The following is a 24642-nucleotide window of genomic DNA, read 5'->3' as shown; positions in this document are numbered from 1 at the left end:
GGGAGACGGGCCACTTGCGTTTGGAAAAACTCAGAGCGCGCGCTCCTTCAGCGCATCCCGGATTTCGGTCAGCAGCGCAACCTGAGGGTCCTCGGCAGCATCCTTCTTGACGTCCTTGTTGATCCCCAGCCGACGGTTGCGGCGCTCGATCATCATGTTCATCGGCATCACCACCACAAAGTAGATGGCCGCCGCGATCAGCAGGAAGTTCACGATTGCAGTCAGCAGCACCCCGAATTCGATGGCGTTGCCGTTCAGGTTTACCTTCGCAAAACTGTCGAAATTGGGTGCACCCACCAGGCCGGAGATGAACGGCATCAGCACCTTGTTCACCAGCGCCGTGACCACCGCTCCGAACGCGGTACCCATGACGACGGCCACGGCAAGGTCAACAACGTTGCCCTTCATAATGAAGTTCTTGAATCCACTAAGCATGAGAACCAACCTAGCGCACCGGGATTACAGGTACGCTGGTGCCGCTTCCAGCCCGAAGTATTCCTCGAGGGTGCCGATGCCGCGGTTCAGCATGTCCGTGGCTGCCTCCACCCCCACGTACCGCAGGTGCCACGGCTCGTAGTAGTACCCCGTGACGGGGTGCAGCATCCACGAGTACCGCACCACGAACCCGAACCGGTGCCCGTTCGCTTTCGCCCAGGTGGCCGCCGGCTGCTGCGCGAAGCACGGCTGGAAGCTGCAGGCACCCCCGCCGTCCCCGATGTCGAACGCCCACCCGGTCTGGTGTTCCGAGTGGCCGGGCCGCGCACTGGCCGTGTCGGCGTCGGCCTGTCCCCGGGCCGCGACGTACCCGTTGTAGGTGGTCACCTGCGTGCTGTACGAGCGGTACCCGCTGGCCAGGACCATTGCCACGCCATCCCGCGCGGCCGCCGCGAACATCGCCTCAGCCGCTGCCGCCGTAGTGCTGTTCAGCAGCGCCGCTTCACCCGCGGCGGAGATCGCGACGGCGGGACGCACCAGGTCAGCCGGCACATAGTCCGCCGGTTTCAGGGGCCGGTGCTTGTTCACGATGACCCAGGGGCTCGCCGGATCATCGAGCGAAAACTGCCGCGCCAAGGCCGCCGATGGCGACGGTGTGGGGGACGGCGCCTCAGGCGGCTGGCCCACGGCAGCCGTTTCCGCCGTCGGGCCCGCTGACGCGGTGGCGGCCGCAGGGGAGGGGGAAGGGGAAGGAACAGAGGACGACGGCGGCGCCGCCTTGGGTGCCTCCGGTGTGCAGGCAGCCAGGACGGTCAGTCCGGCCCCCGCCGCGAGGAAGCGGGTGAAGCTGCGCCGGCTGGAAGAACCGCATTGGTAGCACACCTGTGCTACACCTTCCGGAGCAGCATGCGGCGGATGGAGTGGTCCGCCTCTTTGGTCAGCACCAGCTGGGCCCGGCCGCGGGTGGGCAGCACGTTCTCCTCCAGGTTGGGCTCGTTGATCCGCTTCCAGATGTCCCTGGCGGTGTTCTCTGCCTCCTCATCGGACAGCGTGGCGTAGCGGTGGAAGTAGGACTCCGGCTGCGCGAACGCGGTGCTGCGCAGCTTCCGGAACCGGTCCACGTACCACTCCTCGATGTAGGAGGTCTTGGCGTCCACGTAGATGGAGAAGTCAAAGAAATCGCTCAGGGCCAGGCCCTGGCGTCCGTCATGCCGGGGGCGGGCAGGGGCCAGCACGTTCAGGCCCTCAACGATCAGCACGTCCGGGCGGCGGACCACCACTTCCTTGCCGGGCACGATGTCGTACGTGACGTGTGAGTACCAGGGCGCGCGCACTTCCTCGGCGCCGCCCTTGATCTCACTCACGAAGCGCAGGAGCGCCCGGCGATCGTAGGACTCGGGAAAACCCTTCCGGTCCAGCAGCTGCCGGCGCTTGAGCTCGGCCAGGGGGTAGAGGAACCCGTCGGTTGTGATGAGCTCCACGTTGGGGGTGCCCGGCCAGCGGCGAAGCATCTCCCGCAGCACGCGGGCGATGGTGGACTTGCCCACGGCAACAGAGCCCGCCACGCCGATCACGAACGGGGTGCGCTGGGTCTGCTCGCCCAGGAACGTGGTGGTGGCCGCGTGCAGCTGCCCGGCAGCCTCCACGTACAGGTGCAGGAGCCGTGAGAGCGGCAGGTAGACATCCCTGACTTCGTTGATGTCCAGGGGGTCGCCGAGCCCGCGAAGGCGCAGCACATCCTCTTCATTAAGGGGCTGTTCCATCTGGGCTGCGAGGCGGGACCAGGTATGCCTGTCCAGCTCCACGAACGGCGAGGCACCCTCCCCGTTCGCTTCATTGCGTTGCGAAGTCACGCTAAAGATTCTGCCCCGCTCCCGGCCCATCGCGAAATGACGCCCCTGCTCAGTGCGGCGGCACCCGTCACCGAGGCGCCCCCCGGAGGCCTCCCGGTTTAGAGCAAGTGGCACGCTGCCGATAGTCTTGTGCCTATGTGTGGAATCGTGGGTTACGTAGGCCGTTCGGTTGACGGTGCAATTAATGGTCACAGTGCGTTGGATGTTGTCCTGGAGGGGCTGCGGCGCCTGGAGTACCGCGGTTATGACTCTGCCGGTGTGGCTGTGGTGTCCCAGGGGGCTATCGAGTCGCGGAAGAAGTCCGGGAAGCTGAGCAACCTGATTGGTGAGCTGGAGGCCCGGCCGTTGCCGGAGACCCTGACCGGTATTGGCCACACGCGGTGGGCGACGCACGGCGGCCCGACGGACCGCAACGCGCACCCGCACCTGGCTGATGGCGGCAAGCTCGCCGTGATCCACAACGGCATCATTGAAAACTTCGCCGAGCTCAAGCTCGAGCTGCTGGAGAAGGGCGTGACGTTCCTGTCCGAGACGGACACGGAGGTCGCTGCCGCGCTGCTGGCGGACATCCTGCGCAACCAGCTGGGCGGGGACACCGCGAACGGTGGCCTGACCCGGGCCATGGAGCTGGCGTGCCAGCGCCTTGAAGGTGCTTTCACGCTGCTGGCCGTGCACGCGGACCAGCCCGACGTCGTCGTGGCCGCCCGCCGTAACTCACCGCTGGTGGTTGGCCTGGGTGAGGGGGAGAATTTCCTGGGTTCGGACGTGTCCGGGTTCATCGATTACACCCGCCGCGCGGTGGAGCTGGGCCAGGACCAGATCGTCACGATCACCGCCGACACCGTCACGATCACCGATTTCTTTGGCAACCCGGCCCAGGGCAAGGAATACCACGTGGACTGGGACCCGGCCTCGGCCGAAAAGGGTGGGTTCTCCTCGTTCATGGAGAAGGAAATCCATGACCAGCCTGACGCCGTGGCGCAGACCCTGCTGGGCCGGTCGGACCTGGACGGCAAGCTGACCCTGGATGAGCTGCGGATCGACCCGGAGCTTTTGAAGCAGGTCAACAAGATCATCGTGCTGGCCTGCGGTACCGCCGCGTATGCGGGCATGGTGGCGAAGTACGCGATCGAGAACTGGTGCCGGATCCCCACCGAGGTGGAGCTCGCGCACGAGTTCCGTTACCGGGACCCGATCCTCGACGAGAAGACCCTGGTGGTCTCCATCTCCCAGTCCGGGGAGACCATGGACACCCTGATGGCCGTCCGGTACGCCCGGGAGCAGGGTGCGAAGACCATCTCGATCTGCAACACCAACGGCTCCACCATCCCGCGTGAATCCGATGCCGTGCTTTACACGCACGCCGGTCCGGAGATCGCTGTGGCCTCCACCAAGGCGTTCCTGGCCCAGATCACCGCCGCGTACCTGCTGGGCCTGTACCTGGCGCAGCTGCGCGGGAACATCTTCTCGGGCCAGATCAAGGACGTCCTGGCGGACCTGAACAAGATCCCCGCGAAGATCCAGACCATCCTGGACAACGCCGGCCCGCTGCGCGAGCTGGCCCGGTCCATGGCCAACGAGAAGTCCGTGCTGTTCCTGGGCCGGCACGTGGGCTACCCGGTGGCCCTCGAAGGTGCTTTGAAGCTCAAGGAAATCGCGTACATCCACGCCGAAGGCTTCGCCGCCGGTGAGCTCAAGCACGGCCCGATCGCCCTGATCGATGAAGGCCAGCCGGTGTTCGTGGTGGTCCCGTCCCCGCGCGGGCGTGACTCGCTGCACGCCAAGGTGGTTTCCAACATCCAGGAAGTCCGTGCCCGCGGCGCCCGGACCCTGGTCATCGCCGAGGAAGGCGACGAGGCCGTGAAGGCCTACGCCGAGTTCGTCTTCTACGTCCCCGAGACCCCTACCCTGCTGATGCCCCTGCTGACCACCGTTCCGCTGCAGATCTTCGCTGCAGAACTCGCCGCAGCCAAGGGCTACGACGTGGACCAGCCCCGCAACCTCGCCAAGAGCGTCACCGTCGAATAACCGGCGCACTGCAGGACAACGGAAGCCCCGGGCCACCATGGTCCGGGGCTTCAGCGTTAACGCCCTCCGGTCGAAACGGTTTGCGTAACTTTTGACCCGCCTCGGCCACGGAAGTCCTTGGATGTCAGGGTGCGCTCCGCGCGGTCAGCTTGAAAGTCACGCTTTTCCGCTGATGGCGGACAGCCCGAATGACCGGCGCGCGCCCGCTTCCCGCAGGGAGCCTCACCGTAGAATGGCACCCATGATCGTTGGCATTGGGGTAGACGTAGTAGACATCGAGCGGTTCGGCCGCCAGCTGGAACGGACGCCGGGCTTGAGGGACCGACTGTTCGTGCCCGCGGAACGTGAGCTGAACACCCGCTCCCTGGCTGCCCGGTTCGCCGCCAAGGAAGCGGTGGCCAAGGTCCTTGGCGCGCCCGCCGGCATGAATTGGCAGGACTGCTGGATCGGCCTCGACCGGAATGGACCCACGGTCCAGGTGAAGGGCACCGTCCTTGCGGTTGCCGAGGCCAAGGGCGTCAAGCGCTGGCACCTGTCCATCAGCCACGACGGCGGCATCGCCACCGCCACGGTCCTGGCCGAGGGCTGACCAGGCCTCCGCCGCATGATCAGCGCCTACACCGGAACGCAGGTCCGGGCCGCCGAGGAACCCCTCCTGGCTGCTACCAGGGGACGTGCTCATGCAGCGCGCCGCACACGGGCTGGCCACCGCCGTCGTCAATGAACTCAAATCCCGCGGCAGCCGTCTGAACGGCTCGCGGGTGGTGGTGCTGGCCGGCACGGGCAACAACGGCGGCGACGGCCTGTTCGCCGGCGCCTTCCTGGCCGCCCGGGGAATGCGAACGACGGCGGTGCTCACCGGGGATGCGGCCCATCCGGCCGGACTGGCAGCCTTCGAGCGCGCCGGCGGCCGGGTGCAGCGGCTCTCCGAAGAAGCGCTGCCCGGACTGGCGGCCGAAGCCGCCCGCGCCGACGTCGTGATCGATGCGATGCTGGGAACCGGCGCCAAGGGCGGCCTGCGGGGGAGCGCCGCGGACCTGGTCCAGGCCCTCACCGACGCACACCGCAGCGGCCTTGTGGTGGCCTGCGACCTTCCCAGCGGCGTCGACGCGGACACCGGCGAGGCCGCCGCGCCCGTCCTGCTTACCGACCTGACTGTCACGTTCGGGGGAGCGAAGAACGGACTGCTGGCCGACCCCGGCGCCGACTACGCAGGCCGCGTGCTGGTTGTGCCCATCGGGATTGAGGAGCACCTGCCGGAACCCTCCCTGCGTCGGCTCGAGGAAGCCGACATGGCCCGGCTCCTGCCGCGCCCCGCCCGGCGCGCCCAGAAGTACTCCCGCGGCGTCCTGGGCGTAGTGGCCGGATCCGAGGACTACCCCGGCGCTGCGGTCCTCGCCTGCCGGGGAGCACTGGCAGCAGGAGTGGGCATGGTCCGGTACCTCGGTCCGCCGTCCGTGGCCGACCTGGTCCGCCGGTCCTGTCCCGAGGTGGTCTGCAGCACCGGAACCGTCGCGGAGAACCGCGTGCAGGCCTGGCTGGTGGGCTCCGGGATGGGCCCGCACGACCACGAACAGCTGACCCGCGCCCGGGACGCTATTGCATCGGACCTTCCCGTTGTGGCCGATGCCGGTGCGCTGCCCGCCCTGCCTGCCATGCTCGCGCCGCACGTGGTGCTGACCCCGCACGCCGGTGAGTTGGCGTCGCTGTTCCAGCGCCTGGGCCACGAGGAGGACAGGGAAGCTGTGGAAGCAGGCACGCTCGCCGCAGTCCGTCAGGCGGCTGTTCGCACCGGGGCCACCGTCCTGCTCAAAGGTGCCACAACCCTCGTTGCCGCTCCCTGGGGCACCACCTTCAGCCAGGCGGACGGCACGCCCTGGCTCGCCACCGCCGGCAGCGGGGACGTCCTGGCCGGCGTCATCGGTGCGCTGCTCGCCCAGGACGGGTCCGACGTCGGCCGCTTCCGGGATCTGGGCATCGTAGGGGACAGTCGGTGGGCTGCCATCGCCGCGCTGGGTGCCGCGTTGCACGGCAGGGCAGGGAGGGCGGCATCGGAGGCGGCGTCCGGCGGGCCGATCGCCGCTGGCGGAATTGCAGATGCCCTACCCGAAACCTGGGGTAAAGTCAGCATGCTTAGTAACTATGAAGCCTGGAAACGTAATAGTCACAGCCAACCACTACGGTAGGCATTAGTTCGCACCAGCAGCAGGGGCGTTCCAATGCCGTCTGCTGCTGACCAATAAATGAGGAGCACGATGGAAGTCTGGCCTGGAACTGCCTACCCGCTGGGAGCTACCTTTGACGGCACCGGCACCAATTTCGCCCTGTTCAGCGAACGGGCGGAGCGGGTCGAACTCTGCCTCCTGGCCGATGACTTGACCGAGACCCGGATCGAGCTGACCGAGGTGGACGGCTACGTGTGGCACTGCTACCTGCCCCACATCCAGCCCGGCCAGAAGTACGGCTACCGGGTGCACGGGCCGTACGACCCCGCCGGCGGCAACCGCTTCAACCCGAACAAGCTGCTGATGGACCCGTACGCCAAGGCCATCCAGGGCCAGATCGACTGGGACCCCGCGCTGTTCTCCTACGAATTCGGCGACCCCGATTCGCAAAATGACGCCGACTCGGCACCGCACACCATGCACGGCGTGGTCATCAACCCGTTCTTCGAATGGGACGGCGACCGCCAGCTGAAGATCCCGTACCACGAATCGGTGATCTACGAAGCCCACGTCAAGGGCCTCACCGAGCTCCACCCGGAGATCCCCGAAGAGCAGCGCGGCACTTACGCCGGCGTTTCACACCCCGCGGTCATCGACCACATGAAGAAGCTCGGCGTCACCGCCATTGAGCTCATGCCCGTGCACCAGTTCGTCAACGACGGCACCCTGGAAGAGAAGGGCCTCAACAACTACTGGGGCTACAACACCATCGGCTTCTTCGCGCCGCAGAACACCTACAGCTCCACGGGCGATGTGGGGCACCAGGTCCAGGAATTCAAGGCCATGGTCCGCGACCTGCACCGCGCCGGCATCGAAGTGATCCTCGACGTCGTCTACAACCACACGGCCGAAGGCAACCACCTGGGCCCCACGCTGTCCTTCAAGGGCATCGACAACCAGGCCTACTACCGCCTGGTGGACAACGACCTCAAGCACTACATGGACTACACCGGCACCGGCAACTCGCTGAACGTGCGCCACCCGCACTCCCTGCAGCTGCTCATGGATTCCCTGCGCTACTGGGTCACCGAGATGCACGTGGACGGCTTCCGCTTCGACCTCGCCTCCACCTTGGCCCGCGAGTTCTACGACGTGGACAAGCTCTCCACCTTCTTCGAACTCATCCAGCAGGACCCGGTAGTCTCCCAGGTCAAACTGATCGCTGAGCCGTGGGACGTTGGCCCCGGCGGCTACCAGGTGGGCAACTTCCCGCCGCAGTGGACGGAATGGAACGGCAAGTACCGCGACACTGTCCGTGACTTCTGGCGCGGCGAACCCTCCACCCTGGGCGAGTTCGCTTCCCGCCTCACCGGCTCCGCGGACCTGTACGAGAGCTCCGCCCGGCGGCCGGTGGCCTCCATCAACTTCGTCACCGCCCACGACGGCTTCACTATGCGGGACCTGGTCTCCTACAACGAGAAGCACAACGACGCCAACGGCGAAGGCAACAACGACGGCGAATCCCACAACCGGTCCTGGAACTGCGGCGTGGAGGGAGACACCGACGACGAGAAGGTGCTGACCCTCCGTGCCCGGCAGCAGCGGAACTTCATCGCCACGCTCCTGCTCTCCCAGGGCGTGCCCATGCTGCTCCACGGTGACGAGCTCGGCCGGACGCAGCAGGGCAACAACAACACCTACTGCCAGGACTCCGAGCTCAGCTGGGTGCACTGGGAAGCCATGGACCAGCCGCTGGTGGAGTTCACGGCCTTCGTCAACAAGCTCCGGCACGACCACCCCACCTTCCGCCGCAGCCGCTTCTTCGACGGACGCCCCGTGCGCCGCGGCGAAGGCGAGAAGCTGCCGGACATCGTCTGGCTCAAGACCGACGGCACCGAAATGCTGCCCGAAGACTGGGGGAGCGGCTTCGGCCGGACCATCGGCGTGTTCTACAACGGCGACGGCATTCAGGAACAGGACTCCCGCGGCCGCCGGATCACCGACGACAGCTTCCTCATGGCCTTCAACGCCCACGATGATGAGGTGGACTTCTGCGTTCCGTCCGACGAGTACTCGCAGTACTGGGAAGTCCTGATTGACACTGCCGCCCAGGCCGACGCCTACGAACCGCTCAAGACCGGCGCCACTTTGACGCTGGACGCGAAGTCCATGGTGGTACTGCGCGCCTACTCCGGCCCCGAAGCCGAAGTGGACACGTCCGCGGCTGCGTCACTGGCCTCCATGGCCGAGCACGAGGAGGCCCAGGAGGAGATGGCGGAGGCCCAGACCAAGGCCGCGGAAGCGAGCGAGGCGAGGGCAACGGGCGCAGACAAGAAAGCTAAAGCATGAGGACTCCGGTCTCCACATACCGTTTGCAGATCCGCAGCAGCTTCACCCTGTTTGACGCCGCCGACAAGGTTCCGTACCTGAAGGACCTCGGCGTGGACTGGGTGTACCTGTCTCCCATCCTCACGGCGGAGAAGGGCTCGGACCACGGATACGACGTGACCGACCCTTCCGCGGTGGACCCGGACCGCGGCGGCCCGGAAGGCCTGCTGGCGCTCTCCAAGGCAGCCCGCGAGCACGGCATGGGCGTCCTGGTGGACATCGTTCCCAACCACGTGGGCGTGGCCACTCCGGTGCAGAACCCGTGGTGGTGGTCGCTGCTCAAGGAAGGCCGCGGTTCACCGTACGCCGAAGCGTTCGACGTCGACTGGGACCTGGGCGGCGGAAAGGTACGGCTGCCGATGCTCGGCTCGGACGCCGACCTGGACAAGCTCGAGGTCAAGGATGGCGAGCTGCACTACTACGACCACCGGTTCCCGCTGGCCGAGGGAACGTACAGCGAGGGTGACTCCCCGCAGGACGTCCACAGCCGCCAGCACTACCAGCTCATGGACTGGCGCCGTGCCGACGCCGAGCTGAACTACCGGCGCTTCTTTGCGGTCACCACCCTCGCCGGCATCCGGGTGGAAGATCCGTCCGTCTTCGAGAAGGCCCATGCCGAGGTGGGCCGCTGGTTCACCGAAGGCCTGGTGGACGGGCTCCGCGTGGACCACCCGGACGGTCTTGCTGACCCCGACGGCTACCTTCGCTGGCTCAAGGACCTCAGCGGTGGCGCGTACGTTCTCGTGGAGAAAATCCTCGAACCGGGCGAAGTGCTTCCGCAGGACTTTGCCTGCGAGGGGACCACCGGCTACGACGCACTGGCTGACGTGGACCGGGTGTTTGTTGACCCTGCCGGGCAGCAAACCCTGGATGCATTGGACGCGTCCTTGCGGGGAGCGTCCGGGCCCGCCGATTACGCAGAGATGATCCGTGGCACCAAGCGCATGATCGCCGACGGCATCCTGCGCTCCGAGGTGCTGCGCCTGGCGCGGCTGGTTCCCGAGTCCTACGGGATCACTATGGATCAGGCGGCCGATGCCATCGCGGAGATCATCGCGTCCTTCCCGGTCTACCGGTCCTACCTGCCTGTGGGCGCCGATGTCCTCAAGGAAGCCTGCGAGTCCGCCGCGGCGCACCGGCCGGATCTGGACGTAGCGGTGGGGACCCTCCTGCCGCTGCTGCTGGACCCTGCCAATCCCATCGCCGTCCGGTTCCAGCAGACCTCCGGCATGGTGATGGCCAAGGGCGTGGAGGACACCGCGTTCTACCGCTACACCCGCTTGGGAACCCTGACCGAGGTGGGTGCCGAGCCCACTGAGTTCGCGGTGGCGCCGGAGGAATTCCACCAGAGGATGCAGCGGCGCCAGCAGGAGATGCCGCTGTCCATGACCACCCTGTCAACCCACGACACTAAGCGCAGCGAGGATGCCCGGGCGCGGATCTCGGTCATCGCCGAGCTGCCGCAGGAGTGGGCGGAAACGCTGGAGACGCTGCGTGGACTGGCGCCGATTCCGGACGGTCCCTACGAGAACCTGCTGTGGCAGGCAATCGTCGGGGCCTGGCCGGCAAGCCGGGAACGGCTGCAGGGCTATGCGGAAAAGGCGGCCAGGGAGGCCGGCAACTCCACCAAGTGGACCGACCCCAACGAGGACTTCGAGGCCACGGTCGAGGCTGCCGTGGATGCGGCCTTCGACGACGTCAAGGTGGCCAAGGTGGTTGCGGACTTCGTGGCCCGCATCGACGCCTACTCGGCCGCCAACTCGGTGTCCGCCAAGATGGTCCAGCTGACCATGCCGGGCGTCCCGGATGTCTATCAGGGCAGCGAGTTCTGGGAACGGTCACTCACGGACCCGGACAACCGCCGGCCCGTGGACTTCGCCGCACGGCAGGCAGAGCTGGCAAAGCTCGACGCCGGCGCGTTGCCGGACGCGGGCACAGAGGCCAGCAAGCTGCTGGTCACGTCGCGGGCGCTGCGCCTGCGCCGTGACCGTCCGGAGCTGTTCCAGGGCTACACGCCGGTGGCGGCCACCGGTGCCGCAGCCGGGCACCTGCTCGCGTTCACCCGCGGAACCGATGCAACCTCCGGTGCCCTGACGCTTGCCACCCGGCTTCCCGCCGGGCTGGAAGCTGCCGGCGGGTGGCGGGACACCGCCGTCGACCTTTCCACTGCCATGCGTGACGAACTCACTGGAGCCAGCTTTGGCCCCGGCCAGGTTTCGGTGGCAGAGGTCCTGGGTACCTACCCCGTGGCCCTGCTGGCACCTGTGGATGGAGAAAAGGCATGACCCTGGTCAACGTAGGACCCGAGCGTTTCGATGTGTGGGCGCCGGACGTTTCATCGGTGGTTTTGCTGGCCGATGGTAAGCAATACCCCATGCGGAAGAAGGACACGGCGCCCGGTTCCGAAGGGTGGTGGACTGCACCTGACGCCCCGGCCGACGGGGATGTGGACTACGGCTACCTGCTGGACGGGGACACCACCCCTGTTCCGGACCCCCGGTCCCGCCGGCTCCCCTCAGGTGTGCACGAACAGTCCCGGACCTACGATCCCGCCGCCTACGCGTGGCGGGATTCCGGCTGGCGCGGCAAGGACCTGCAGGGCGCTGTCATTTACGAACTGCACGTGGGCACCTTCACCCCTGAAGGAACCCTTGACGCAGCCGTGGAGAAGCTGGGCTACCTGGCAGACCTGGGCATCGACTTCGTGGAGCTGTTGCCGGTCAACGGCTTCAACGGCACCCACAACTGGGGCTACGACGGCGTCCAGTGGTACGCCGTGCACGAAGGCTACGGCGGGCCCGCTGGCTACCAGCGGTTCGTTGACGCCGCGCACGCTGCAGGACTGGGCGTCATCCAGGACGTGGTGTACAACCACCTGGGACCCAGCGGCAACTACCTCCCCAAGTTCGGCCCGTACCTGAAACAGGGCGACGCCAATACGTGGGGCGATTCGGTAAACCTGGACGGTCCCGGCTCGGACGTAGTGCGTGAATACATCCTGGACAACGCCGCCCTGTGGCTGCGTGACTACCACGTGGACGGGCTCCGCCTCGATGCGGTGCACGCGCTGCGGGACGAGCGGGCCATCCACATCCTGGAGGACCTGGGGGCCCTGGGCGACGCCATTTCGGCCGAAACCGGGCTGCCCAAAACCCTTATTGCGGAATCGGACCTCAACAACCCACGCCTGATCTACCCCCGGGACGTGAACGGGTACGGCCTGGCCGGGCAATGGAGCGACGACTTCCACCACGCCGTCCACGTCAGCGTCAGCGGCGAAACCACCGGCTACTACTCGGACTTCGAATCCCTGGCCGTGCTGGCCAAGGTCCTCAAGGACGGGTTCCTCCACGACGGCAGCTATTCCAGCTTCCGCGGTAAGCACCACGGACGCCCCATCAACGCCTCGCTGGTGCACCCGGCGGCGCTGGTGGTCTGCAACCAGAACCACGACCAGATCGGCAACCGCGCCACGGGGGACAGGCTCTCCCAGTCGCTGTCCTACGGGCAGCTGGCCGTCGCCGCGGTGCTCACGCTGACCTCGCCGTTCACGCCCATGCTGTTCATGGGCGAGGAATACGGGGCCTCCACACCGTGGCAGTTCTTCACCTCGCACCCCGAACCGGAGCTCGGAAAGGCCACCGCGGAAGGGCGCATCAAGGAATTCGAGCGCATGGGGTGGGATCCCGCCGTCGTGCCCGATCCCCAGGATCCGGAAACCTTCCGCCGGTCCAAGCTGGACTGGGCCGAGGCCTCTGCGGGCGACCATGCGCGGCTCCTGGACCTGTACCGGTCCTTGACGGCGCTCCGCCGCTCCCATCCGGACCTGGCCGGGCCTGGCTTTGACGGGACAGACGTTTCGTTCGACGACGACGCAGGCTGGCTGCGCTTCCGGCGCGGTTCCGTCGAGGTGCTGGTGAACTTCTCCGACTCGAAGGTACGGCTCGACGGCGCTTCCGGCAGCGTCCTGCTGGCCACGGACGACGGAACCGGGCTGGACGGTGACGCCCTGGCCATGGCGCCCTGGAGTGCAGCGATCATCGCAACCCAACAGGAAGGACAGAACGCATGACTTATTCAGCAGCGGACAACCGCTATGAAACCATGCCCTACCGCCGGGTGGGCCGCAGCGGCCTCAAGCTCCCGGCCATCTCCCTGGGACTGTGGCACAACTTCGGCGATGACAAGCGCTTCGAGGAACAGCGGGACATCCTCCGCCGCGCCTTCGACCTGGGCGTCAACCACTTCGATCTCGCCAACAACTACGGCCCTCCGGACGGATCCGCGGAAACGAACTTCGACCGGCACCTGCGGGACGACTTCAAGCCCTACCGCGACGAACTGGTCATCTCCACCAAGGCCGGCTATTACATGTGGCCCGGCCCCTACGGAGAATGGGGTTCCCGCAAGTACCTGATCTCCAGCCTGGACCAGTCGCTGCAACGGATGGGCCTGGACTACGTGGACATCTTCTACAGCCACCGCCCGGACCCCGAAACGCCCATGGAAGAAACCATGGGCGCCCTGGACTACGCTGTACGGTCCGGCAAGGCACTGTACGCGGGAATCTCCTCCTACACGCCGGAACAGACCCTTGAGGCTGCCCGGATTCTCAAGGAACTCGGTACGCCGCTGCTGATCCACCAGCCCAGCTACTCCATGCTCAACCGCTGGACCGAGGACGGCTCGCCGAACCTGTACGAGGTGCTGGACCAGGTGGGCGCCGGGTCGATCGCCTTCTCGCCCCTGGCACAGGGGATGCTCACGGACCGCTACCTTCACGGCATCCCGGAAGACTCCCGGGCAGCCAAGGCACGTTTTCTCTCCGAGGACTCCATTACGGAGGAGAAGCTGGACCGGGTCCGCGGACTGCGGGAGATCGCCGAGGGCCGCGGGCAGTCCCTGGCCCAGATGGCCATTGCCTGGATCCTGCGCGACCAGCCGAAGGGTTCACCCGTCACATCGGCCCTGGTGGGAGCCTCAAGCGTCCGGCAGCTGGAGGACACGCTGTCCGCCATCAATAACCTCAACTTCACTGATGGGGAGCTCACGGCGATCGATGAATTCGCCGTGGAATCCGATATCAACCTCTGGAAGCAGAACGCCTGAGGCGCTTGTTTCCATTACACAGCGGGACCGGCGGAACAACTGCCGGTCCCGCTGTGTTGGGTAGTATGAAAAGGCGCCGCGCGGCGCCAAGCCAGCTTACCGCCGTCGTCCATTCCTCGGAGGCCAACCAGGCCGGCTGACGTTTGTCCCCAAAGGAGTTCTGTGTCTTCACATCCCATTCGTGTTGCAATCGTTGGCGTGGGCAACTGCGCCGCCTCGCTGGTGCAGGGCGTCCACTACTACAAGGATGCCGACCCGGCAGAAACCATCCCGGGCCTGATGCACGTTGAGTTTGGCCAGTACCACGTGGGTGACGTCGAGTTCGTCGCCGCGTTCGATGTAGACGGCAAGAAGGTCGGCGTGGACCTGTCCGATGCCATCCTGGCCAGCGAAAACAACACCATCAAGATCGCCGATGTTCCGCCGACGGGTGTCACGGTCCAGCGCGGCCACACCCTGGACGGCCTGGGTAAGTACTACCTCGAGACCATCGAGCAGTCCACCGAAGAGCCCGTGGACGTGGTCCAGGCGCTGAAGGACGCCAAAGCTGACGTCCTGGTCTGCTACCTGCCCGTGGGTTCCCAGCAGGCTGCCGAGTTCTACGCCCAGGCTGCGATCGACGCCGGCGTAGCGTTCGTCAACGCCCTGCCCGTATTCATCGCCGGCACCAAGGAGTGGGCTGACAAGTTCACCGCCGCCGGTGTTCCGATCGTGGGCGACGACATCAAGAGCCAGATCGGTGCAACCATCACGCACCGCGTCATGGCCAAGCTGTTCGAAGACCGCGGCGTGACCCTGGACCGCACGTACCAGCTGAACGTCGGCGGCAACATGGACTTCAAGAACATGCTGGAGCGTGACCGGCTGGAGTCCAAAAAGATTTCCAAGACCCAGGCCGTGACCTCCAATGTGGAGGCCGAGCTGGCCGCCAAGGACGTACACATCGGCCCGTCCGATTACGTCCAGTGGCTTGATGACCGCAAGTGGGCCTTCGTCCGCCTGGAAGGCCGGAACTTCGGCGACGCCCCGGTGTCCCTGGAGTACAAGCTGGAGGTCTGGGATTCGCCGAACTCCGCAGGGGTGATCATCGATGCGATCCGTGCCGCCAAGATCGGCTTGGACCGCGGCATCGGCGGCCCGCTGCTCTCGGCTTCCAGCTACTTCATGAAGTCCCCGCCGGAGCAGTTCAACGACGACCTCGCCCGCGAGAAGGTCGAAGCCTTCATCCGCGGCGACCTGGAACGCTAACCGCTTAAAGCCCTGGTTGCTCTATCAGTTTTGGTCCCTAAACCTTTTGGTTAGGGACCAAAACTGATAGAGCAACTGGTGTTTAAGGCTCCCGCAGTGCTGCGCGGATCTGAATCACCGCCCAGCGGAAATTCCTGGCAAGATCGTCGGCATTGAATTTGAAGTACCGCCAGCCTGCAGAGTGAAAGACCGCATCCCGCCGATTGTCGCGTGACTGCTGCTCCCGGGTGAGGTGATGGCCGCCGTCGTACTGGATGCCGATCCTTTGCCGTCGGTAGCCGAGGTCCGCGGCCGGCGAGTGTGCATTATCGGCAAATATCCGAACCTGAAGCTCAGGCTCCGGCAATCCGGCGTCAACGAGAGCAAGACGTAGAAAGGTTTCGGGTGCGGAATCCGCACCTGCGCGGATCAGTTCGACGGCGGCGCGGGCCTTCACAATGCCCTGCATCTTCGGGTGCCGCTTCAGCATCTCCCGCAGGTCTTGAATCGTTGCCCAAGGCTTGGTGCGAAGCTCGAGTCCGTCGTGCGGCTGCCGGACCAATTGGTCGCCGATTGCCACCGCATGTTCCATGGGAAGCAGGCGGCAAAGGTCCAGCCATGTCCGTGCGGGTGTCGAGATACGGATGCCCTGCCAGTCCATGGTCTCATCCTGATGGACCAGCACGGTGTGCCCTACGACGCCGACCCGCCGGACCTGCGGCAGTGCCCGGGGTTTGCTGAGATGGAGGTCCCGGCAGTCCTGGAGCCACGGCGGGAGCCAGAGCCCCAACAGTTTTGCGGCCGTTACGTGGGATATCCACGCTCCGGGAGTCGCCGCGGAGAGGGCCCGTGCCATTGCTGGAAGTTCGAACTCCCAGCCTGCCGGCAGATACAGGAGGCGTCCGGCCGAAGCCAGGTCGGAAGAACGTAATCGACCCCGGGTGAGGCTGGCTGCCCGCGCCTCAGCGACTGTGAAGGGGATGGCTTCGAGGTGGGCCGGCAGGGGCGAAACAGGACGCATGGGGATCATTGTTTACCGGAAGCCGGTCATCTCGCAGAACTTATCCACACCTCTCGTTGCTCTATCAGATATGGTTCCCAAACCCGGGCTTTAGGGACCAGATCTGATAGAGCAACGAGTGGGGCTAGGTGAGGCCGACCGGGTTGCCGTCCGCGTCCACGTCCATGCGCAGCGCAGCCGGGACGGCCGGGAGGCCAGGCATCGTCATGACAGCCCCGGTAAGGGCAACGATGAAGCCCGCACCGGTCTTGGGCAGCAGGTCGCGGACGTGGATGGTGAACCCTTTGGGGGCGCCCAGCCGTGAGGCATCGTCCGTGAACGAGTACTGGGTCTTGGCCATGCACACGGGCATCGAACCCCAGCCGTTCCGCTCAATGTCGGCAAGCCGCTTCAGCGCCGGCACGGAGAAGTCCACGCCGTCGGCTCCGTAGATCTCCTGGGCGATGGTGCGGATCTTGTCCTCCACGGACAGCTCCAGGGGATAAAGGTGGCGGAAACTGCTGGGCGCCTCCACCGCCTGCGCAACGAGGGCCGCGAGTTCGTCGCCGCCGTCGCCCCCGCCGCCCCGGCCCCACACGTCGGCGACGGCGGCGCGCACGCCTTCGGCTGCGCACCACTTCAGCAGCCAGTCGAGTTCCTCCGGCGCATCGGAGGAGAACTTGTTGATGGCCACCACGGGGGTGACGCCGAACTTCTCCACGTTGTGCACGTGCCGGCGGAGGTTAACCACCCCGGCCTCCAGGGCAGCGACATCCGGGCGCGCCAACTGGTCCTTGGCCACCCCGCCCTGCATCTTCAGGGCGCGGACTGTTGCCACCACCACGACCGCGGACGGGGCCAGGCCGCCGTACCGCGCCTTGATGTCCATGAACTTTTCGGCGCCCAGGTCAGCCCCGAAGCCGGCTTCGGTGACCACGATGTCCGCCAGCCGCCGGGCGGTCTGCGTGGCAATGAGCGAATTGCAGCCGTGGGCGATGTTGGCGAAGGGGCCGCCGTGGACCAGGGCGGGGGTGCCGGCGATGGTCTGCACCAGGTTGGGCTTGACCGCCTCCTTCAGGAGCAGCGTCAACGCCCCCTCCACGCCGAGGTCTGCCACGGTCACAAGGGCCCGGTCGTAGGTGTAGCCGAACGTGATCCGGCCCAGCCGTGAGCGGAGGTCCGCCAGGTCCGTGGCGAGGCAGAAGACAGCCATGATTTCGGAAGCCACGGTGATGTCGAACCCGTCCTGCCGCGGCACGCCCTGCGTCGGTCCGCCCAGTCCGATGACCACTTCCCGCAGGGAGCGGTCGTTCATGTCCAGGACGCGTTTGAACGTCATCCTGCGTGGATCGATGTTCAGTGCGTTGCCTTGGTAGATATGGTTGTCCACCAGTGCCATCAGGGCGTTGTTGGCCGAAGTGATCGCATGGAAATCGCCGGTGAAGTGCAGGTTGATCTCGTCCATGGGCAGTACCTGCGAGTAGCCGCCGCCGGTGGCGCCCCCCTTCATGCCCAACACCGGCCCCAGGGACGGTTCCCGCAGCGCGATCATCACCTTGTGACCGGCGCGGGCCAGCGAATCCGCCAGCCCCACAGTGGTGGTGGATTTGCCCTCGCCGGCCGGCGTGGGCGACATGGCCGAGACCAGCACCACCCTGCCGTGCGGAGCAGGGGCCGCAAGCCGGGCGGGATCGATTTTCGCCTTGTACCGCCCGTACTGTTCCAGAGCATCGGCATTGACCCCGGCCGCAGCCGCGATGTCCCCGATGGGGCGGATGCGGGCGGCGCGGGCTATTTCCAGATCAGAGGGGAGAGCAGACATCCTTGTCCTTTCCTGCGCAGTCTTTTCCTGCACCGACCGGCGCCGGAGACCTGCCCCTAAGCTAACAGCACCCGGCTCCAACGGCACCCGATACCAGCAGCGGCCTGCGAAGAACCGTCAGGAAGCCGGAACCACCGGGGCCAGTCGGCGGCCCACAAAGTTGTCGACGGCGGCATGGTAGCTTTCCAGCGTTATGGCGGCAGTACGCTGCCAGCCGGAGTTCTGGGCACGGATGGCGGCAGCGCGGCCCAGGTCCTCGCGGGTGGCGGGGTCGTCGTACAGGGATTCCAGGGCATCGGCCCAGTCCGCAGCATGGTGGCCGTCCACCAGGAGCCCGGTCCGGCCGTGGAAGATGGCGCGGGAGAGCCCGCCAACCCGGGTGGCCACCACGGGCGTCCCGCAGGCCTGGGCCTCGAGTGCCACGAGCCCGAAGGATTCACTGAAGGAAGGCATCACCACAACGTCGGCCGCACGGAACCAGGACGCCAGCTCAGGTGCCTTCACCGGCGGAAGCTGCGTGACGACGTCGTCCATTCCTGCTTCCGCCACCAGGCAGCGGAGGTTGAATTCCTTGTTGCCGCTCAACGCACCGAGGATGGTGACGCGCAGGTCAATGTCCGGGCGACGCTTCCGCAGCAGCGCCGCGGCTTTGACCAGGACCTGGGGGCCCTTTAGGCGCTGGATGCGACCGGCGAACACCAGGTGGAACGTGTCGGGGCTGACGCCGTGCTCCGCCCTGGACCGTGCCCGGAACGCGGGGGTGAACGTGGCCAGGTCCACACCGGGTGGCGCGATGTCGATGCGGTCGTAGGTGGCGCCGTAGTGGGACACGAGTTCGGCGGCCTCGGAGCTGGTGTTGGCAATAAGCCTGGCCGCGCCGTCGACGATGCGGTGCTCGCCCAGTTCGCGGCGCCAGGGCTCCGGCTGCTCACCGGACTCCAGCAACAGGTTCTTGACCTTGGCCATGGTGTGCATGGTGTGGACCAACGGAACGCCCCACAGCTCGGACAGTTCCAGCCCCGCTATCCCGGACACCCAGTAGTGGGAATGGATGACGTCGTACCGGCCGTGCGGCTGGCGGCGGCGGATCTGCTCGATTTCCGCAACCATGGCGTGCAGCAGCCCGGGAAGTTCCTCCTTGGGGATCTTCCTGGGCGGCCCGGCCAGGACGTTGTGCACGCACACGCCGGGGTCGGGATGCTCGACGGCGGTCTGGTCGGCTGAGGTGGCCCGCGTGAAGATCTCCACTTCCACGCCTGCCTCGGCCAGTGCCGAGGCCAGCTCGCGGATGTAGACGTTCATTCCGCCGGCATCACCGGAGCCGGGCTGTTCCATGGGGGAGGTGTGGAGGGAAAGCAAAGCGACCCTGCGGATCAGTGCCACGGGACCTCCTTCCGGCCGCCGGCGCGTGTCAGGGGAGCCGGCTCAGTGCGCATCCGATAAAACATTACTCCTTCCCCTAACGCCCACCGCCCTCCCACATCTTCCCCAAGGCCGGAAACGCCCGCTCATAACCGGCCATCAGCTTCGCGGCCAGGTCCGCCGAATCCACGAGCGGGTGCCGGGCGAAGGCCTCGACGGCGGCATCCCGGTTGCCGGTGCCCGCGGCCAGGACAACGAGCCGTTCCACCTCCTTGACCTGCCGGAGCAGGCCCAGGTGTGGTTCCGGCGGTTCCTGCTGGGGCAACGGCACGGCTCCGGCCGGGGTGACGGTGCAGGGGACTTCGACGACGGCGTCCGACGGCAGGCCGGGAATGGCGGGTTGGAGCAGGTCACGGTTGCCGGGGCGTGGCGGGGGTGCCGACGGGGCCTGCAGAGCGTTGACAGTGTTGAGGATCAGTTGGGTATCGCCCCCGCCAGCCAGTGCTTGCATCGCCGCCAGCGCCACCCGTTCGTAGCCACCGCCGGCCAGGTCCTCCTCGTTCCGGCGCTCGCCGTCGTGCCGGGCCTCGGCCAGGTACCCCTCTTCGCGGGAGCGCCGCGCCGCCTCCCACAGCCGGTATGCGTCCGGGCCCGCGGCGGCCAGCCGCGGATACAGCTCCTGCTGCTGGTTGTGGATGGTCTGCCCGCGGGTGCGTGCCATGGCCTGCATTGCCTGCCGGGCCGAATCGCGCTGGTAGTAGTAATACAGGTATTCGTTGGGCAGCATGCTGAGTCCGGCAAGGAACGGTTGCGGGAAGAGCCGGCCTTCCTCGAACGACTGGAGCGCCCCGGCGTCAGCAAGCAGGCCGGGCAGTACGTCCCGTCCGCCGGACTCCAGCCGGTACAGCCAGCCCAGGTGGTTCAACCCGTAGTAGCCCACGCCGTCGAGCCGTCCCTCCGGCAACGGGACACCCGCAGCCCGTGCCGCCCGGTGCACCAGCCCTCCCGCGGAGTCGCAGATCCCGATGACCCGGTTCCCCAGGACAGGGCGCAAGGCCTCGGTGACTATTCCGGCCGGATTGGTGAAGTTGACCAGCCATGCGTCCGGGCAGTGCTCGCGCATCAGCAGGGCAAGGCCCACCATGTGCGGGATGGTCCGCAAAGCGTAGGAAATCCCGCCGGCCCCGGTGGTTTCCTGGCCCAGCAGCCCGAGGTCCTGTGCCACCTTCTCATCGGCCACACGACCCGCGGTGCCGCCGGGCCGGATCGCGGCGAAGACCATGGAGGTGCCGGAGAGGGCAGTGGAAAGATCTGTGGTGGCATGCACCGGAAGGTGTGCACCCTGGCCTGCCGGCATGCTGCGCAGCACGGCGGTGACGGCATCCAGGCGGGCGGGATCGACGTCGTACAGCACCAGCTCCGTGACCAGGCCGGAAAAGGGCCCGGACACCAACGCCCGGTAGATGAGCGGCACCCTGAAACCCCCGCCGCCGGCAATCAGAAGCCGCATGGATGCAGTCTAGGACCAACCTCCGACACCGTGTCCATACCGTGTCCAAGGCCCCTACCGGAGCACTGCCGCGCGGCGTATCCTGCGCACTATGGACGCGATGCCAGCCCGCCCCTTCGATCCTCTGGCTGCCGTCCGCCCGCCGGGGGAACCCGGATTCGATCTCCTGCTGGCCGGGACCGTTTTCCAGGACATCATCTTTACCGGCCTCCCGCACGGGCCCGAACCAGGTACGGAAATCTGGAGTGACGGCATGGGCAGCTGTCCCGGAGGGGTGGCCAACCAGGCCATCGCCGCCGCGCGGCTGGGCCTGCGCACCGGCCTGGCAGCGGCTTTCGGGGACGACGGATACGGCGACTTCAACTGGAAGATCCTCTCCGGCCAGGAGCACGTTGACCTCAGCCTCTCCCGCCGCGTCCCGGGCTGGCACTCGCCGGTGACGGTGTCCCTCTGCGTGGACGGCGACCGTTCCCTGGTAACCCACGGACACTCGGCGCCGGTGACAAACTCCGAGCTGATTGGAGACCCGCCCCAGGCGCGCGCCGGCATCGCCGAGGTGGGCCTTGAGGTTGAGCCGTGGGCCCGGGCAGCCCATGCCGCCGGGGTGCGTTTGTTCGGGGACGTGGGGTGGGATCCAAGCGGCGAGTGGGCGCCCGTGCGGCTCGACAACCTGCAGTACTTTTACGCCTTCCTGCCCAACCAGCGCGAGGCCATGGCGTTCACCGGCAAGGACAATCCGTGGAGTGCGCTCTACGCTCTCGCGGACCGGGTACCGGTGGCCGTGGTGACCCTGGGAGCGCAGGGGGCCATGGCCGTTGACTCGGAAACCGGGGAGGAGGAGTGGGTCCCGTCGCTTCCGGTCAAGGCGCACGACCCCACGGGAGCCGGTGACTGCTTCGACGCAGCGTTCATCGTGGGCACCCTGGCCGGTTGGCCGCTCGGGGACAGGCTGCGGTTTGCCAACCTGTGCGCCTCCCTGGCCGTGCAGGAGGTTGGCGGATCCCTGGCCGCCCCTGGCTGGGGGGACATCGCTGACTGGTGGAAGCGCGCCAACGCCCGCCCCGAACGGCAGATGAGCCAATGGCTGCGGCGCTTCGGATTCCTCGCGGACATCATCGAGGACGTGCCGCTGGCGGCCCAGCGCCGGGCGGCGGCCACCATCGCGCACCTGTCGGACGCCTGAGGAGCGCCGGACGCCCCGATTATTCGGCGCGAAGTGCCCGCACTAGAATCAGTTAGGTGACCTACCCCGCAACAACCGGTGAATTCAGCGCTGCCTCCGGGCCGGACCCCCGCCATGAGCGGTCCGCAGTGATCGACCTGGAGGCCATCCGGCACAACGTCCGCCGGCTTGCCGCCGCTGCTTCCCCCGCGAAAGTCATGGCCGTGGTCAAGGCCGATGCGTACGGGCACGGCGCGGTCCCCGTGGCCCGTGCAGCCCTGCAGGCCGGCGCGTCCTGGCTGGGCGTGGCGCACATTTCCGAGGCCCTCGCGCTCCGCGCCGCCGGCATCGACGCGCCCCTCCTCGCCTGGCTGCACACCACCGACAGCAACTTCGGCGCCGCCGTGGCTGCCGGCGTCGACATCGGCTGCTCGGGCTGGGAGCTGGAACGCATCGTGGCCGCCGCCCGCGAACAGGAACGTCCCGCACGGGTGCACCTCAAAGTGGACACCGGGCTGGGCCGCAACGGCGCAACGCCCGAGGCATGGGACCGCCTGGTGGGGGAGGCCGTGGAGTACCAGGACCAGGGGCTGCTGCGCGTGGTGGGCATCTTCTCGCACCTGGCCGTGGCTGATGAGCCGGAGCGGCCCGAGACGGACCAGCAGGTGGCCGCATTCCGGGAGGCCCTGGCCATTGCCGAGGACGCGGGCGTGGATCCTGAGGTCCGGCACCTTGCCAACACCCCCGCCACCCTTTCCCGGCCCGATACCCACTTCGACATGGTCCGTGTGGGCCTGGGCATCTACGGGCTTTCGCCATTCGACGGGCAGACGTCCGCGGAGTTGGGCCTCCGCCCCGCCATGACGCTGCGCACCCTGGTGTCGCAGTGCAAAGAGGTGCCCGAGGGGCAGGGCGTCTCCTACGGGCTGCATTACCGCACCAGGACGGCGAGCACCCTGGCGCTGATTCCGCTGGGCTATGCCGACGGCGTCCCGCGCGTTGCCACCGGCGGCCCCGTCCGCGTGGCCGGGAAAACCTACCCCGTAGTAGGGCGGATCGCCATGGACCAGATGGTCATCGACCTGGGTCCGGAGGCATCGGGTGCCACGTTGCAGGGCGCGGAGGCGGAGCTGTTCGGTAACGGGGCCGACGGCGGACCCACGGTTGACGAGTGGGCACGCGCCGCCGGGACCATCAACTACGAGGTGGTGACCAGGATCAGTCCCCGTGTTCCCCGCCGCTTCATCAACGAAGACGAGCGCGCGGAAGCCGGCCACACCCTGGCGGGCGTCCCCGGCAAGGCGGGAGCGGCATGAGCACGCCCGAAGAACTGCCCGCCAACTGGGAAAAGACCTTCACGGCGACGACGGCGGAACAGACGCATGCTTTCGGCGCACGCCTGGCGGAGGTACTGCAGGCCGGGGACCTGCTGGTGCTGTCCGGCGAGCTGGGTGCCGGGAAAACCACCTTCACCCAGGGCCTGGGCGAAGGCCTGGGTGTCCGCCCGGGCATCATCTCTCCGACGTTCGTCCTGGTCCGGATCCATCCCAACCTGCCGGACGGCCCGCGTCCGGGCGGTCCGGACCTGGTGCACGTGGACGCCTACCGGCTGGGCTCGGCGGCGGAGATTGATGACATCGACCTCGAAAACACCATGGATTCCTCGGTGACGGTGGTGGAGTGGGGACATGAGCGCGTGGAGCACCTGAGCGACAGCCGGCTGGAGATCGACCTGCACCGTGCGATCGGCCTGGGCAGCGCCGCAGCGGGCACCTCCGCAAGCCTGGACTTCGACGCCGAAGACACGGATGAGCCCCGCACCATCGTGATGCGCGGGTACGGGCCGCGGTGGGCCGCCGTTCCCGAACTGGCCGGACCCGCCGGGGGAGCGGCATGCTGATCCTCGCTATTGACACGTCGGCGGTGGCCAGCGCTGCGCTGGTCACCGATGATGCCCCGGAAAGCGTGCTGGCCAGCTTCGCCACGGAGGACACCCGCAGCCACGCTGAGGTGCTTGCCCCCGGAATCCACGCCATGCTGGCATCAGCGGGCGTGACCGGGCAGGACGTGGACGCCCTGGTGGTGGGCGTTGGTCCGGGCCCCTTCACCGGGCTGCGCTCCGGCATTGCCACCGCCCGCACCCTGGCCTTCGTGTGGGGCAAGCCGCTGCATGGCCTGGTGAGCCTGGACGCGATGGCCCTGGAAGTTGCGGAGTCCACCGCCGCCGTATCCGAGTTCCTGGTGGTGACGGACGCCCGCCGCAAAGAGGTCTACTGGGCCCGGTACAGCCTGGATGACGGCCAGCTGCCCGTGCTGGAGGATGGCCCCCACGTCGGGTTCGCATCTGACCTCCCTGCCCTGCCTGCGTTCGGCGCCGGCGCGGGACTCTACGCCAGCGTGCTCCAGGCCCACCCGGATTTCGCCGCGGAGCAGCCGGACGCCCTGTACCTTGGCCAGTTCGCCCTGGCACGGCTGGCGGCAGGACACACCCTGCTGGACTCCACCCCCCTGTACCTGCGGGAATCCGACGCGCAGGTCCCCGGACCACGGAAGCGGGCATTGTGAGCAGCACCCCGGACCC

At 67.1% G+C, this 24642-nt stretch carries 18 protein-coding genes and 1 pseudogene; 12 read left to right on the top strand and 7 right to left on the bottom strand.

Annotation, left to right across the window (positions count from 1 at the left end):
* Positions 1–30: 30 nt before the first annotated feature.
* Genes mscL through coaA form a run of 3 tightly spaced genes read right to left on the bottom strand, consistent with a single transcriptional unit; the run spans position 31 to position 2318 of the window.
* A complete protein-coding gene (gene mscL, locus NMQ03_RS14790; protein WP_255172807.1) occupies positions 31–435 on the bottom strand; it encodes a large conductance mechanosensitive channel protein MscL in 405 nt (134 codons plus the stop codon).
* Between the two features lie 24 nt (positions 436–459).
* Complete coding sequence (locus NMQ03_RS14785) at positions 460–1317, bottom strand: D-alanyl-D-alanine carboxypeptidase family protein (RefSeq protein WP_255172806.1); 858 nt, start codon at positions 1315–1317, stop codon at positions 460–462.
* Between the two features lie 5 nt (positions 1318–1322).
* Positions 1323–2318 carry a type I pantothenate kinase gene (gene coaA / locus NMQ03_RS14780; protein ID WP_255172805.1) on the bottom strand — a complete coding sequence of 332 codons (996 nt, stop codon included), beginning with the start codon at positions 2316–2318 and terminating at the stop codon, positions 1323–1325.
* A 105-nt stretch (positions 2319–2423) separates the two neighbouring features.
* Here coaA and glmS point away from each other — a divergent pair, with 105 nt between their 5' ends.
* The 8 genes and pseudogenes from glmS (at position 2424) to NMQ03_RS14740 (ending at position 15226) form a co-directional block, all read left to right on the top strand.
* Positions 2424–4316 carry a glutamine--fructose-6-phosphate transaminase (isomerizing) gene (gene glmS, locus NMQ03_RS14775; protein WP_255172804.1) on the top strand — a complete coding sequence of 631 codons (1893 nt, stop codon included), beginning with the start codon at positions 2424–2426 and terminating at the stop codon, positions 4314–4316.
* 241 nt (positions 4317–4557) lie between these two features.
* Entirely contained in the window at positions 4558–4905 is a 348-nt protein-coding gene (locus NMQ03_RS14770; protein ID WP_159631405.1) for a holo-ACP synthase, read from the top strand.
* 15 nt (positions 4906–4920) lie between these two features.
* Positions 4921–6502, top strand: a pseudogene (locus NMQ03_RS14765) (NAD(P)H-hydrate epimerase).
* Positions 6503–6571: 69 nt separating this feature from the next.
* Positions 6572–8830: a glycogen debranching protein GlgX gene (glgX, locus tag NMQ03_RS14760; protein WP_255172803.1), complete on the top strand. Its 2259-nt coding sequence runs from the start codon at positions 6572–6574 to the stop codon at positions 8828–8830.
* Positions 8827–11154 (top strand): malto-oligosyltrehalose synthase, encoded by a 2328-nt coding sequence (gene treY, locus NMQ03_RS14755; RefSeq protein WP_255172802.1) that lies wholly within the window; start codon positions 8827–8829, stop codon positions 11152–11154. The genes glgX and treY overlap by 4 nt, the downstream gene beginning before the upstream one ends.
* Positions 11151–12941, top strand: coding sequence for a malto-oligosyltrehalose trehalohydrolase (gene treZ, locus NMQ03_RS14750; RefSeq protein ID WP_255172801.1), 1791 nt, complete (start codon positions 11151–11153; stop codon positions 12939–12941). The genes treY and treZ overlap by 4 nt, the downstream gene beginning before the upstream one ends.
* Entirely contained in the window at positions 12938–13978 is a 1041-nt protein-coding gene (gene mgrA / locus NMQ03_RS14745; protein ID WP_255172800.1) for an L-glyceraldehyde 3-phosphate reductase, read from the top strand. The genes treZ and mgrA overlap by 4 nt, the downstream gene beginning before the upstream one ends.
* Before the next feature lie 162 nt (positions 13979–14140).
* Entirely contained in the window at positions 14141–15226 is a 1086-nt protein-coding gene (locus NMQ03_RS14740) for an inositol-3-phosphate synthase (protein ID WP_141159814.1), read from the top strand.
* Between the two features lie 82 nt (positions 15227–15308).
* Here the strand turns inward: NMQ03_RS14740 and NMQ03_RS21235 are convergent, their stop codons facing one another.
* From NMQ03_RS21235 to NMQ03_RS14720, 4 genes are all read right to left on the bottom strand, one after another.
* A complete protein-coding gene (locus NMQ03_RS21235; protein WP_369693186.1) occupies positions 15309–15866 on the bottom strand; it encodes an endonuclease domain-containing protein in 558 nt (185 codons plus the stop codon).
* Between the two features lie 484 nt (positions 15867–16350).
* Complete coding sequence (locus NMQ03_RS14730; protein WP_255172798.1) at positions 16351–18027, bottom strand: formate--tetrahydrofolate ligase; 1677 nt, start codon at positions 18025–18027, stop codon at positions 16351–16353.
* Between the two features lie 117 nt (positions 18028–18144).
* Positions 18145–19410 (bottom strand): D-inositol-3-phosphate glycosyltransferase, encoded by a 1266-nt coding sequence (gene mshA, locus NMQ03_RS14725; protein WP_255172797.1) that lies wholly within the window; start codon positions 19408–19410, stop codon positions 18145–18147.
* A gap of 76 nt (positions 19411–19486) precedes the next feature.
* Positions 19487–20899: a 6-phospho-beta-glucosidase gene (locus tag NMQ03_RS14720; protein ID WP_255172796.1), complete on the bottom strand. Its 1413-nt coding sequence runs from the start codon at positions 20897–20899 to the stop codon at positions 19487–19489.
* 91 nt (positions 20900–20990) lie between these two features.
* On the opposite strand from NMQ03_RS14720, the gene NMQ03_RS14715 reads away from it, so the two are divergent.
* Genes NMQ03_RS14715 through tsaB form a run of 4 tightly spaced genes read left to right on the top strand, consistent with a single transcriptional unit; the run spans position 20991 to position 24626 of the window.
* Positions 20991–22082 (top strand): carbohydrate kinase family protein, encoded by a 1092-nt coding sequence (locus NMQ03_RS14715; RefSeq protein WP_255172795.1) that lies wholly within the window; start codon positions 20991–20993, stop codon positions 22080–22082.
* Between the two features lie 56 nt (positions 22083–22138).
* Positions 22139–23377, top strand: coding sequence for an alanine racemase (gene alr, locus NMQ03_RS14710; protein WP_255172794.1), 1239 nt, complete (start codon positions 22139–22141; stop codon positions 23375–23377).
* Positions 23374–23961 carry a tRNA (adenosine(37)-N6)-threonylcarbamoyltransferase complex ATPase subunit type 1 TsaE gene (gene tsaE / locus NMQ03_RS14705; protein ID WP_255172793.1) on the top strand — a complete coding sequence of 196 codons (588 nt, stop codon included), beginning with the start codon at positions 23374–23376 and terminating at the stop codon, positions 23959–23961. Before alr ends, tsaE begins: the two co-directional genes overlap by 4 nt.
* Positions 23955–24626, top strand: coding sequence for a tRNA (adenosine(37)-N6)-threonylcarbamoyltransferase complex dimerization subunit type 1 TsaB (gene tsaB / locus NMQ03_RS14700; protein WP_255172792.1), 672 nt, complete (start codon positions 23955–23957; stop codon positions 24624–24626). The genes tsaE and tsaB overlap by 7 nt, the downstream gene beginning before the upstream one ends.
* Positions 24627–24642: the final 16 nt, after the last annotated feature.

It is taken from the genome of Arthrobacter sp. DNA4, from assembly GCF_024362385.1.
Classification (GTDB): Bacteria; Actinomycetota; Actinomycetes; order Actinomycetales; family Micrococcaceae; genus Arthrobacter.
The sequence above is the reverse complement of the archived record's forward strand: the minus strand, read 5'-3'. Positions and strand labels throughout refer to the sequence as shown.

Coding starts and splice junctions, on each gene's coding strand:
- treY (WP_255172802.1), top strand. CDS start 8,827: ATGAGGACTCCGGTCTCCACATACCGTTTGCAGATCCGCAGCAGCTTC.
- coaA (WP_255172805.1), bottom strand. CDS start 2,318: ATGGGCCGGGAGCGGGGCAGAATCTTTAGCGTGACTTCGCAACGCAAT.
- NMQ03_RS14720 (WP_255172796.1), bottom strand. CDS start 20,899: ATGCGGCTTCTGATTGCCGGCGGCGGGGGTTTCAGGGTGCCGCTCATC.
- treZ (WP_255172801.1), top strand. CDS start 11,151: ATGACCCTGGTCAACGTAGGACCCGAGCGTTTCGATGTGTGGGCGCCG.
- NMQ03_RS21235 (WP_369693186.1), bottom strand. CDS start 15,866: ATGGACTGGCAGGGCATCCGTATCTCGACACCCGCACGGACATGGCTG.
- glmS (WP_255172804.1), top strand. CDS start 2,424: ATGTGTGGAATCGTGGGTTACGTAGGCCGTTCGGTTGACGGTGCAATT.
- glgX (WP_255172803.1), top strand. CDS start 6,572: ATGGAAGTCTGGCCTGGAACTGCCTACCCGCTGGGAGCTACCTTTGAC.
- NMQ03_RS14730 (WP_255172798.1), bottom strand. CDS start 18,027: ATGTCTGCTCTCCCCTCTGATCTGGAAATAGCCCGCGCCGCCCGCATC.
- mgrA (WP_255172800.1), top strand. CDS start 12,938: ATGACTTATTCAGCAGCGGACAACCGCTATGAAACCATGCCCTACCGC.
- mscL (WP_255172807.1), bottom strand. CDS start 435: ATGCTTAGTGGATTCAAGAACTTCATTATGAAGGGCAACGTTGTTGAC.
- tsaE (WP_255172793.1), top strand. CDS start 23,374: ATGAGCACGCCCGAAGAACTGCCCGCCAACTGGGAAAAGACCTTCACG.
- NMQ03_RS14715 (WP_255172795.1), top strand. CDS start 20,991: ATGGACGCGATGCCAGCCCGCCCCTTCGATCCTCTGGCTGCCGTCCGC.
- NMQ03_RS14770 (WP_159631405.1), top strand. CDS start 4,558: ATGATCGTTGGCATTGGGGTAGACGTAGTAGACATCGAGCGGTTCGGC.
- tsaB (WP_255172792.1), top strand. CDS start 23,955: ATGCTGATCCTCGCTATTGACACGTCGGCGGTGGCCAGCGCTGCGCTG.